The 11,326-nt window shown below is 74.7% G+C and carries 12 protein-coding genes; 9 read left to right on the top strand and 3 right to left on the bottom strand.

Translation table 11 applies throughout. From position 1 onward, the window contains the following. Nucleotides 1–165: 165 nt before the first annotated feature. Nucleotides 166–1,578: an AI-2E family transporter gene (locus tag ACI8AD_RS24475; RefSeq protein WP_456873133.1), complete on the bottom strand. Its 1,413-nt coding sequence runs from the start codon at nucleotides 1,576–1,578 to the stop codon at nucleotides 166–168. A 119-nt stretch (nucleotides 1,579–1,697) separates the two neighbouring features. Here ACI8AD_RS24475 and purB point away from each other — a divergent pair, with 119 nt between their 5' ends. The 8 genes from purB (at nucleotide 1,698) to ACI8AD_RS24435 (ending at nucleotide 9,309) form a co-directional block, all read left to right on the top strand. Beyond that, nucleotides 1,698–3,005, top strand: coding sequence for an adenylosuccinate lyase (gene purB, locus ACI8AD_RS24470; RefSeq protein WP_456873132.1), 1,308 nt, complete (start codon nucleotides 1,698–1,700; stop codon nucleotides 3,003–3,005). Continuing rightward, complete coding sequence (locus ACI8AD_RS24465; RefSeq protein ID WP_456873131.1) at nucleotides 3,002–3,865, top strand: phosphoribosylaminoimidazolesuccinocarboxamide synthase; 864 nt, start codon at nucleotides 3,002–3,004, stop codon at nucleotides 3,863–3,865. Before purB ends, ACI8AD_RS24465 begins: the two co-directional genes overlap by 4 nt. A gap of 1 nt (nucleotide 3,866) precedes the next feature. Continuing rightward, nucleotides 3,867–4,628, top strand: coding sequence for an alpha/beta fold hydrolase (locus ACI8AD_RS24460; protein WP_456873130.1), 762 nt, complete (start codon nucleotides 3,867–3,869; stop codon nucleotides 4,626–4,628). Between the two features lie 126 nt (nucleotides 4,629–4,754). Then, nucleotides 4,755–5,633 (top strand): DUF559 domain-containing protein, encoded by an 879-nt coding sequence (locus ACI8AD_RS24455; protein WP_456873129.1) that lies wholly within the window; start codon nucleotides 4,755–4,757, stop codon nucleotides 5,631–5,633. A gap of 90 nt (nucleotides 5,634–5,723) precedes the next feature. Then, nucleotides 5,724–5,963, top strand: coding sequence for a phosphoribosylformylglycinamidine synthase subunit PurS (gene purS, locus ACI8AD_RS24450; protein WP_456873128.1), 240 nt, complete (start codon nucleotides 5,724–5,726; stop codon nucleotides 5,961–5,963). Between the two features lie 3 nt (nucleotides 5,964–5,966). After that, nucleotides 5,967–6,638, top strand: a complete 672-nt coding sequence (purQ, locus tag ACI8AD_RS24445) for a phosphoribosylformylglycinamidine synthase subunit PurQ (RefSeq protein WP_456873127.1) — start codon at nucleotides 5,967–5,969, stop codon at nucleotides 6,636–6,638. Next, nucleotides 6,635–8,920, top strand: a complete 2,286-nt coding sequence (gene purL, locus ACI8AD_RS24440) for a phosphoribosylformylglycinamidine synthase subunit PurL (protein WP_456873126.1) — start codon at nucleotides 6,635–6,637, stop codon at nucleotides 8,918–8,920. Before purQ ends, purL begins: the two co-directional genes overlap by 4 nt. Further along, the gene (locus ACI8AD_RS24435; protein ID WP_456873125.1) at nucleotides 8,920–9,309 is read left to right on the top strand and encodes a sterol carrier family protein; all 390 of its coding nucleotides are present in this window, start codon (nucleotides 8,920–8,922) and stop codon (nucleotides 9,307–9,309) included. The genes purL and ACI8AD_RS24435 overlap by 1 nt, the downstream gene beginning before the upstream one ends. Nucleotides 9,310–9,341: 32 nt before the next feature. Here the strand turns inward: ACI8AD_RS24435 and ACI8AD_RS24430 are convergent, their stop codons facing one another. Together ACI8AD_RS24430 and ACI8AD_RS24425 are read right to left on the bottom strand one after the other, a co-directional pair. Next, a complete protein-coding gene (locus ACI8AD_RS24430; protein WP_456873124.1) occupies nucleotides 9,342–9,500 on the bottom strand; it encodes an MFS transporter small subunit in 159 nt (52 codons plus the stop codon). Then, complete coding sequence (locus ACI8AD_RS24425) at nucleotides 9,497–10,912, bottom strand: OFA family MFS transporter (RefSeq protein WP_456873123.1); 1,416 nt, start codon at nucleotides 10,910–10,912, stop codon at nucleotides 9,497–9,499. Before ACI8AD_RS24425 ends, ACI8AD_RS24430 begins: the two co-directional genes overlap by 4 nt. Nucleotides 10,913–11,044: 132 nt before the next feature. Here ACI8AD_RS24425 and ACI8AD_RS24420 point away from each other — a divergent pair. Beyond that, a partial coding sequence (locus ACI8AD_RS24420; protein WP_456873122.1) for an alcohol dehydrogenase catalytic domain-containing protein occupies nucleotides 11,045–11,326 on the top strand: 282 nt, incomplete at its 3' end.

Genomic DNA, 11,326 nt, shown 5'->3' with positions numbered 1-11,326 from the left:
CCGCGCGCACTGGCCCACGCACATCGCGCTGGCCGCCGTCGAGGGCCGGATCACGCACCCGTAGCCGCCGGCCCGTCCTCCCTCACCGCAGCGCTTCCTCCCTCACGTCCCACCGTGCGGGAGGACGCCCGACGATCAGGTCACCTGATCCCGGCGCGCCCCGCCTCAGCGGACGCCCACCGCCGGGCGGGCCCGCTCCGGGCGCGGCTCGGGCGGGCGCGGCCCCTCGTGCCGACGCGACAGGTAGGTGCCGGCCACGTTGGCGCAGGCCACCAGCGGGACCGCGATCAGCGCGCCGAAGATGCCCGCCAGGAGCACTCCGGCCGCGATCGCCAGCACGACGGCCAGTGGGTGCACGTGCACGGCCCTGCCCAGCAGCAGCGGCTGCAGCAGGTGCGCCTCGATCTGCATGACCAGGATGACGATCGCCAGGGCGATCAGGGCCTTCACCAGGCCGACGGAGACCAGCGCCACGAGCACCGCGATGGTGCCGGCGAGGAACGACCCGATGAGCGGGATGAACGCGCCCAGGAAGACCAGCGCGGCCAGCGGGACCACCAGCGGGACGCCCAGGATCGCCAGGCCGATGCCGATGCCGACGGCGTCGAAGGCCGCGACGACGACGGTGGCGCGGACGTAGGAGATCAGCGTGCGCCACGAGCGGCGAGCGGCCTCGTCGAGGTAGGGGCGCGAGTCGCGCGGGAACAGGCCCACCAGCCACAGCCAGATGGACCGGCCGTCCTTGAGGAAGAAGAACAGCGTGAACAGCGTCAGGACGATGCCGGTGAACACCTCGCCGACCGTGGCGGCCGTGGTGAGCGCGCCGCTGGCGAGCGTCTCCTGGTTGGTGGTGAAGAAGTCCTGCACCTGGGTCAGCGCCTCGTCGATCTGCCGCTGGGTGACCGGGAAGGTCTCGACGACGAAGTCGCGGATCTGGTCGAGCCCCTCGGTGACCTGGTCGGCGAGGTCGGTGAAGCCGGCGGTCACCTGCTGGACGACCATCGTGATGATCCCGGCCACCACTCCCAGCCCGACCAGCAGCATGAGGGTGGCGGCGAGCGACCGCGGCCAGCCGTGCCGGATCAACGCGGCCGCACCGGGCTGGAACAGGGCCGCCAGCAGCAGCCCGACCATCACCGGGACGAGGACGACGGCGACGTGGGAGGCCACGTACAGCAGGACGTACAGGCCGGCCAGGACGGCGATCAGCCGCCACGACCACGCGGCCGCCGTGCGCAGGCCGCTGGGCACCGCGGCGTCACCGTGCGGCGGGTCGTACCCGGGCCCGAGCAGCCGCCGGGTGCGCTCGGCGGGCCGGTGCGGCCGGCCCCCCTCGGGCGGACCGCTCACCCCGCCGGGGGCCAGCGGCCCGTCGAGGTCGGGGGCGCCGGGCTCGGGGCTGCCCAGCGGCGGGTCGCCGTCGGGCGGGCACTCGTCGGGGACGGCGTCGGTGCCGGTGTCGTGCACCAGGATCGCCCGGTCGTCGTCGCGCGGGGACCAGGTGTACGGGTCGCGCTCGCTCGCGGTCCGGATGCGCTCGCGCGCCCGGGCGACCAGGTGGGTGGCCCGTCGCAGCATCGCCAGGTCCTTCCGCGGGAGTGGGGGCCGTACGCGATCACGCTAGCCCTGCGGGAGGATGCCCCCGTGCTGCGACGACCTGACCGTGGACGAGCCGACCGGGTGCGGGCGGTACCCGCGTGATCGACCGCTACACGCTCCCCGAGATGGGCCGGGTCTGGAGCGACGAGCACAAGTACGAGCTCTGGTGCCGGGTGGAGACGCTGGTGCTCGAGGCGCACGCGGCCGCGGGGCGGGTGCCGGCGGAGGTGGTGCAGCCGGTGCGCGACGCGCCGCCCCCGACCCCGGCCCGGGTGGCGGAGATCGAGGAGACGACGCAGCACGACGTCATCGCCTTCCTCACCGCGTGGGCCGACAACACCGAGCCGCGGTCGGCCGCGGCGTACGTGCACCACGGCATGACGTCGTCGGACCTGCTCGACACCGCGCTGGCCGTGCAGCTGACCGAGGCCACCGACGTGCTGCTGGCCAAGGCCGACCGGCTGGTGGCGGCGCTGCGCGACCACGGCCTGGCGCACCGCGCGACGCTCCGGGTCGGCCGCACCCACGGCGTGCACGCCGAGCCGGTCGTGTGGGGGCACCGGGTCGCCGACCTCGCCTTCGCCGCGGCCCGCTCCCGCGACCGGCTGCGCGCAGCCCGCGAGCGCGTCGGCGTCGTCGCGATCTCCGGCGCCGTCGGCACGTACTCGCTCATCGACCCGTCGGTCGAGGTCGCCGTCGCCCAGGCGCTGGACCTGCGGCCGGCCGACGCCTCGACCCAGGTGGTCATCCGCGACTCGATCAGCGAGTGGGTCGCGGCGCTCGCGGTGATCGCCACGGTGTGCGAGGCGGTCGCGCTCGAGGTGCGGCACGGGCAGCGCACCGAGGTGCGGGAGCTGTCGGAGGCCTTCGGCTCCGGCCAGAAGGGCTCCAGCGCGATGCCGCACAAGAAGAACCCGATCCGCTCGGAGCGGATCGCCGGGCTCGCGCGGGTGGTGCGCGCCGCCGTCGTCCCGGTGATGGAGGGCATCCCGCTGTGGCACGAGCGCGACATCTCGCACTCCTCCACCGAGCGGGTCTTCCTCCCCGACGCCGCCATCACCACCGACTACCTGCTGCAGCTGACCACCGGCCTGGTGGAGGGCCTCGTCGTCGACGCCGACCGGATGCGGGCCAACCTCGACCTCACCGGCGGGCTGATCTACACCTCCGCCGTCCTGCTGGAGCTCGTCGAGTCGGGGCTGTCGCGGGAGGACGCCTACGCCCTGGTGCAGGGCGCGGCCATGGAGACGTGGAACGGCGGCACGCCGTTCCGGGAGACGCTGCGGTCCCGCGCGGCCGCCTCCGGGGTCGCCCTCGACGAGGCGCGGCTGGACGAGATCTGCCGGCCCGAGGGCTACGTGCGCAACCTCGGCCCGCTGTTCGACCGGCTGGCCGCGCTGTCGTGACCCTCGACCTGCCCCTCGTCGCGCGCGGCAAGGTCCGCGAGGTCTACGACGCCGGGCCGGGGCGGCTGCTGCTCGTGGCCTCCGACCGGATCTCGGCCTACGACCACGTGCTGCCGACGCCGATCCCGGACAAGGGGCGGGTGCTCACCCAGCTGTCGGTCTGGTGGTTCGAGCAGCTCGCCCCGGTGCTCGACGCGTTCGGCGCCGCCCACCACCTGCTGTCGGCCACCGACGTGCCGGCCGCCGTGGCCGGCCGGGCGGTGCTGGTGCGGCGGCTGGAGATGCTGCCGGTGGAGTGCGTGGCCCGCGGCTACCTGGCCGGCTCGGGGACGGCGGAGTACACGCGCACCGGCTCGATCCGCGACGTGCCGCTGCCCCCGGGGCTGGTCGAGGGGTCGCGGCTGCCCGAGCCGGTGTTCACGCCGTCGACCAAGGCCGCCGCCGGCGAGCACGACGAGGCGATCGACTTCGCGCGCGTGGAGTCGCTGGTGGGCGCCGCCCGCGCTGCGGAGCTGCGCGAGCTGACGCTTGCGCTGTACCGCCGCGGCGCCGAGATCGCCGCGGGGGCGGGGATCCTGCTGGCCGACACGAAGGTCGAGTTCGGGCTGGCCGACGACGGGGGGCTGGTGCTCGGCGACGAGGTGCTCACGCCCGACTCGTCCCGCTTCTGGCCGGCGGCGTCGTGGTCGCCGGGGTCGCCGCAGCCGTCGTTCGACAAGCAGTACGTCCGCGACTGGCTGACCTCCTCGGGCTGGGACCGCGTCTCCCCCCCGCCCGCGCTGCCCGACGACGTCGTCGCCGCCACGCGGGAGCGCTACGTCGCCGCCTACGAGCAGCTCACGGGCACTACCTTCCGCTGACGTGTCCTCGACGCGCGCCGGCAGCAGCTACCGCTCGGGAGGGCCGGGCGGCGACCTGCTGCTCCTGCTGCACGGGCTGGGGGCCACCGGCGCGGTGTGGGACCGGCTGCTGCCGCTGGTCGAGCGCTCCTGGCCCGGCTCCTGGGCGGTGCCGGACCTGCGCGGGCACGGGGCCTCCCTCGCGGAGCCGCCCTACGGGTACGCGGTCCACGCCGCGGACGTGGCCGCGGTGGCGGTGGCCTCCGGCGCCGAGCGGGTCACCGTGCTCGGGCACTCCTTCGGCGGCGTCGTCGGCGCGGTGCTCGCCGGCGGCTGGTACGGCGTCGAGGTGGACCGGGTGGTCGCCGTCGGCGTCAAGATCGAGTGGACGCCCGAGGAGGAGGCCGGCGCCCGCCGTCTCGCCTCCCGTCCCCCGCAGGTGTTCGCCACGCGGGAGGAGGCGGTCGAGCGGCACCTGCGGCTGGCCGGGCTGACCGGGCTCGTGGACCCGTCCTCCGAGGTGGCCGCCGCCGGCGTCCGGGAGGTCGACGGCGGCTGGACGCCGGCTCTCGACCCGCGCGCGTTCGGCGCCGTCGGCCCGCCGGTCGAGGAGGTGCTGTCCCGCGCGCGGGCGCCGCTGCGGCTGGCGGCCGGCTCGGCGGACCCGATGGTGGGTCTGTCCGCGATGCGGCGGATCGACCCCGGCGCGGTGCTGATCGAGGGCGCCGGCCACAACGCGCACTGGGAGGACCCCGACGCCGTCTGGCGCCTCGTCGTCGACTGACCTCTCTCCGCGAGATCGGCGGTCTCGTTGCCCTCAGCCGCTGATCGCCACGAGACCGCCGATCTCGCGGGAGGGGCCTGTGGACGACGGGAGCGGGACGCGTGCCGTTCGCGCCAGAGTGCGCGGGTGCCGACCCGTCGTGTCCGATCCCGTCTCACCGGGCCCGCGACCCGGGCCCAGGCGCTCGACGCCGGCGTCCGCGACTGGCAGCTGCGACACGCCGACGTCGAGCGCCTCTCCCGCGACACCTACCTGCCGCGTGCGCTGTCCGGCGAGGTGCGCTCCCGGCTCGCCGCCGTCCTGCTGACCGCGCCGCCCGGAGCCGTGGCCAGTCACACCACCGCCGCGGTCCTCTGGGACGTCGAGGTCCCGCTGCAGGACCGCTCCGACCGGCGGGTCGACGTGACCGTCCCGATGAGCTCCCGGTCGGGGAGCCGCCGCGACCGCCGGGTGCACAGGACGCCCCTGCCGGCGGCGGACGTGACCCGGCGTGGCGCGATGCCCGTCACCACGCCGGAGCGGACGTGGCGCGACCTCGCCGGCGTGCTGCAGCCGCCGGCCCTGCTCGCCGTGACCGACCAGTTCCTCGATCGCTGGGTGTCGCGGGCCGACCTCGAGCGCCAGCTGGCCCGGCGGCCGACCGGCCGCGGGTCGGCCCGCGCCCGCGCCGTCCTGCCGGTCGCCGACCCGCGCGCGGAGTCCCCGATGGAGTCGGTGCTGCGGTGGCTGGTGCACGCCGCCGGTCTGCCCGACCCGGTCCTGCAGCACGTCGTCCGCGACGGCGCCGGACGGCAGCTCGGCCGCGCGGACCTGGCCTGGCCCGACCGGCGGGTGATCGTCGAGTTCGACGGCGACGTCCACCGCGACCGCGACGTCTTCGTCGGGGACGTGCGCCGGCAGAACCGCCTGGTCGCGGCCGGCTGGACCGTGCTCCGCTTCACCTCGGCCGACGTCCTCGGGCGCCCGGACGAGGTGATCGCGGGGATCCGCCGGGCGCTGCGCTGACGAGATCGGCGGTCTCGTGGCCATCGAGCGCTGATGGCCACGACAGCGCCGATCTCGGCCACCGCGCGGGCCCCGGTACGCTCGGGAGCCGTGCCTCAGGTGGTCGTGGACGTCGTCCTCAAGCCCGAGATCTCCGACCCGCAGGGGCAGGCGGTGCTCGGCGCACTCGGCCGCCTCGGCCACACGCAGGTCACCGGGGTCCGCCAGGGCAAGCACTTCGTCCTCGACGTCGAGGGCACGCCCGACCGGGCCGAGCTCGAGCAGATCGCCGAGACGCTGCTGGCCAACCCGGTCATCGAGGACGTCGAGCTGCACCTGCCGGAGGCCTGAGCCGTGCGCATCGGGGTCATCACCTTCCCGGGCTCCCTCGACGACGTCGACGCCGCCCGCGCGGTGCGTCTCGCCGGCGCCGAGCCGGTCGTCCTCTGGCACGCCGACCACGACCTGCGGGGCGTCGACGCCGTCGTCCTGCCCGGCGGCTTCTCCTACGGCGACTACCTGCGCGCCGGCGCCATCGCCGCCCGGTCGCCGCTGGTGCAGGACGTCGTGCAGGCCGCCCGGGACGGCCTCCCGGTGCTCGGCATCTGCAACGGCTTCCAGGTGCTGTGCGAGGCGGGCCTGCTGCCCGGCGCGCTCACCCGCAACAGCCACCTGCACTTCCGCAACCGCGACCAGCGGCTGCGCATCGAGCGGGCCGACACCGCCTGGACGCAGGCCTACGCGCCCGGCCAGGAGATCGTCGTCCCGGTCAAGAACGGCGAGGGCCGCTACGTCGCCGCACCGGCCGACCTCGAGCGGCTCGAGGGTGAGGGCCGGATCGCCGTCCGCTACGTCGGTGGCAACCCCAACGGCAGCCTCCGCGACATCGCCGGGGTCACCAGCGCCGACGGCCGGGTGGTCGGGCTGATGCCCCACCCCGAGCACGCCGTCGAGGAGCTCACCGGGCCCTCCACCGACGGGCTGCCCTTCTTCACCAGCGTGCTGCAGTCGGTCGTGAGCGCATGAGCGTCGACACGGTCGAGGTCGCCGCGAAGACCCCCGACGACGAGCAGCCCTGGGCCGAGCTGGGCCTCAAGAGCGACGAGTACGCGCGCATCCGCGACATCCTGGGCCGCCGGCCCACCACCGCCGAGCTGGCCATGTACTCGGTCATGTGGAGCGAGCACTGCTCCTACAAGAGCTCGAAGGTGCACCTGCGCCGCTTCGGTGACCTGCCGCGCGGCGAGCACCTGCTCGTCGGCATCGGCGAGAACGCCGGCGTGGTCGACGTCGGCGACGGCTACGCCGTCACCTTCAAGGTCGAGTCGCACAACCACCCGAGCTACGTCGAGCCCTACCAGGGCGCGGCCACCGGCGTCGGCGGCATCGTCCGCGACATCCTCACCATGGGCGCCCGACCGGTCGCCGTCATGGACTCGCTGCGGTTCGGCCGCGCCGACGCCCCCGACACCGCCCGCGTGCTGCCCGGCGTCGTCGCCGGGGTCGGCGGCTACGGCAACTGCCTGGGCCTGCCCAACATCGGCGGCGAGCTGCTCTTCGACGACTGCTACAGCGGCAACCCGCTGGTCAACGCGCTGTGCGTCGGCGTCATGCGGCACGAGGACGTGCGGCTGGCCAAGGCCGAGGGCGTGGGCAACAAGGTCGTCCTCTTCGGCGCCCGCACCGGCGGCGACGGCATCGGCGGCGTGAGCGTGCTGGCCAGCGAGACCTTCGACGAGCAGGGGCCGGCCAAGCGGCCGTCGGTGCAGGTCGGCGACCCGTTCACCGAGAAGCTGCTCATCGAGGCGTGCCTGGAGATCTTCGCCGCCGACCTGGTCACCGGCATCCAGGACCTCGGCGGCGCCGGGCTGTCCTGCGCGACGTCGGAGCTGGCCAGCGCCGGCACCGGCGGCATGCACGTCGACCTCGACCGCGTCCCGCTGCGCGACAGCACCCTGACGCCGGCCGAGATCCTGATGAGCGAGTCGCAGGAGCGCATGTGCGCGATCGTCGAGCCGGGCAAGGTCGAGCAGTTCCTCGCGGTCTGCCGGAAGTGGGACGTGCTGGCCACCGTCATCGGTGAGGTGACCGACGGCGACCGGCTCACCGTCGACTGGCACGGCGAGCGGATCGTCGACGTCCCGCCGCGCACCGTCGCCCACGAGGGCCCGGTGTACGAGCGGCCGATGCAGCGCCCCGCCGACCTCGACGACCTGCGGGCCGACGACCCCGCCGCGCTGCCCCGCCCGCAGACGCCCGAGGAGCTGGCCGCGCACTGGCTCGCCGTCGTCGCCAGCCCCGACGGCGCGGACAAGACCTGGGTCACCGAGCAGTACGACCGCTACGTCCGCGGCAACACCGTGCTCGCCCAGCCCGACGACGCCGGGGTGGTCCGCATCGACGAGGACACCCACCGCGGCATCGCGCTGAGCCTCGACGGCAACGCCCGCTTCGCCCGCCTGGACCCCTACGCCGGCGCGCAGCTGAACCTGGCCGAGGCCTACCGCAACGTCGCCGTCAGCGGCGCCCGGCCGCTGGCGGTCACCAACTGCCTGAACTTCGGCTCCCCGGAGGAGCCGGAGGTCATGTGGCAGTTCGCCGAGGCCGTCCGCGGCCTGGCCGACGCCTGCCGCGACCTGGGGCTGCCGGTCACCGGCGGCAACGTGAGCCTCTACAACCAGACCGGCGACGTCGCGATCAACCCGACGCCGGTCATCGGCGTCCTCGGCGTGCACGACGACGTCCGCACCCGGGTGCCCACCGGCTGGCGGGCCGACGGCGAGACGGTGCTGCTGCTCGGCGAGACCCGGCCGGAGTTCGGCGGGTCGGCCTGGGCGTCGGTCGCGCACGGCCACCTCGGCGGCCGCCCGCCCGCGGTCGACCTGGAGGCCGAGCGGGTGCTCGGCGAGCTGCTCGGGGCGCTGGCCCGCGAGGGGCTGCTCACCTCCGCCCACGACCTCGCCGACGGCGGCCTCGCGCAGGCGCTCGCGGAGTCGGCGCTGCGGTACGGCACCGGCGCGACGCTGCGGCTCGGAGACGACCCCTTCACCGCGCTGTTCAGCGAGTCCGGCGCCCGGGCCGTCGTCACCACGACCGACCCCGAGGCGGTGCGCACCACCGCCGAGTGGGCCGGGGTGGCCGTGACCGAGCTCGGCGCCACCGGCGGGGACGCGCTCACCGTCGACGGCGTCGCCGAGCTCCCGCTGGCCGAGCTGCGCGCCGCCTGGACGGCCACCCTGCCCGCGCTGTTCGGCACGCCCGAGGCCACCGTGGGCACGGTGCCGGCGGGCGCGGTCCCGACCAGCTGATGCCGGCGCAGCAGCCGATCCCCGCCGACGAGCTGCGCGCCGCCGTCGACGCGGTCCGCCCGTGGCTGACCGGGGAGGCCGAGCAGCCGTCGCGGCCGCTGCTGGGCGCGGCGGTGAAGACCAGCGCCCGGTGGCTGGCCCAGCAGGTCCCCGGCCGCTCGGTGGAGCTGCGAGTGCCGCCGCACGTCGCCGTCCAGCTGGTGCCCGGGCCGCGGCACACCCGCGGCACCCCACCGAACGTCGTCGAGACCGACGCGGCCACCTGGCTGCGGCTGGCCACCGGCGAGCTGGGCTGGGCCGAGGCCGTCGCCGACGGGCGGGTCAGCGCCAGCGGCAACCGCGCCGACCTGTCAGCGCACCTGCCCCTGCCGCCCCTGCGCCGGTCCTGATCCGTGCCCTTCCGCGGAAGTGGCCGGCGGGGTCAGCCGGTGAACAGGGTGAGTGCCGTCTTAACCCTCTGGTACAGGCCGTAGGCCCGCGGGACGCCGACCAGCGTCCACGCGAACGCGATCAGCCCGGTGGGCGTGTGCACGGGCTGCTGCCCGTTGGCGGACTGCTCGTTCGAGATCGACGTGCTCATCGGGTGGCGCTCCGTTCGCGGGTCGCGGTGGTGGCCGGGGCGGCGTCGTGGCGCGGCTCGTGCCACTTGCTGGCCACCGGGCGCACCAGCAGGTTGGCGACGAACCCGACGGCGAGCAGGCCGACCATGATGAACAGCGCCGGCCGGTAGTTGGCCGCCACCAGGCTGCCGGGCTCGCCCTGGGTGTCGAGGACGCTGTTGACGATCAGCGGACCGGCGATCCCGGCGGCCGACCAGGCGGTGAGCAGCCGGCCGTGGATGGCGCCCACCTGGTAGGTGCCGAACAGGTCGCGCAGATAGGCCGGGATGGTGGCGAACCCGCCGCCGTAGAAGGAGATGATCACCGCGGCGAGCAGCACGAACACCCAGGTGGCGCTGCTGCCGATGGTGGCCAGCGCGACGTAGAGCAGCAGGCCGACGCCCAGGTAGACCATGTAGATCGGCTTGCGGCCGATGTAGTCCGACGTCGAGGACCACACGAACCGGCCCGCCATGTTGAACAGCGACAGGACGCCGACGAAGCCGGCCGCGGCGGTGGCGGCGACCGTCGAGGTGTCCCCGGAGCGGAAGAAGTCCTGGATCATCGGCGCGGCCTGCTCGAGGATGCCGATGCCCGCGGTGACGTTGCAGAACAGCACGGTCCACAGCAGCCAGAACTGCGGCGTCTTGACGGCGTTGCGGGCCGAGACGCTCTCCGTGGTGACCAGCGCCTTCTGCTTGACCGTGGACGGGTCGAAGCCGGCCGGCTTCCAGCCCTCGGCGGGCACCCGGACGATGAAGGCGCCGAACATCATGAAGACCAGGTAGACGGCGGCGAAGGTGAAGAAGAGCGCGGCGACGGCGCTGCCGTCGGGGACCGTGCCGGCGGTGCCGTCGTAGCCCGGGTCGTACCAGCTCATCAGCTGCCGGGACAGCGGCGAGGCGATGAGCGCACCGCCGCCGAAGCCCATGATCGCCATGCCGGTGGCCAGACCCGGGCGGTCGGGGAACCACTTGATCAGCGTGGAGACCGGCGAGATGTAGCCGATGCCCAGCCCGATGCCGCCGATGACGCCGTAGCCGAGGTAGAGCAGCCACAGCTGGCCGGTGGCGATCCCGAGCCCGCCGACGAGGAAGCCGGTGACCCAGAAGCAGGCCGCGGTGAACATCGCCGCGCGCGGCCCGTTGCGGTCGACCCACGTCCCGAACAGCGCGGCCGACAGGCCGAGCATGACGATGGCGATGGAGAAGACGATGCCGATCGCCGTCTGGGTCGTCTCGAAGTGCCCGACGAGGGCGGTCTTGTAGACGCTCGTGGCGTACGCCTGACCGATGCACAGGTGCACCGCCAGGGCCGCCGGCGGGATGAGCCAGCGGTTGAAGCCGGGTCGGGCGACGATGCGCTCTCGCCGCAGGAAGCCGGGTAGCGCCACGGTGACCTCCGCTCGGTCGGCACGGCCGGCCCCGCACGGGTCCTGACCAGTCGAGAACGCTACGTCGGTGTCCCGGAACCCGCGCGTCGAGCGGGTCCTGACCAGCGGGAGCGGCGCCCGTAGGGTCAGCGCATGGCCTACGAGGTGAGGGGCGTGGTCGCCCGCAGCAAGGGTGCTCCGGTGAGCGTCGAGACGATCGTCGTGCCCGATCCCGGGCCCGGGGAGGCGGTGGTCGACGTGCAGGCCTGCGGGGTCTGCCACACCGACCTGCACTACCGCGAGGGCGGCATCAACGACGAGTACCCGTTCCTGCTCGGCCACGAGGCCGCCGGCGTCGTCTCCGCCGTCGGCGAGGGCGTCACCAACGTCGCCGTCGGCGACTTCGTGGTCCTGAACTGGCGGGCCGTCTGCGGG

The sequence above is a fragment of the Geodermatophilus sp. SYSU D00766 genome, assembly GCF_054049915.1.
This window is presented reverse-complemented; position numbering and strand designations above follow the sequence as displayed.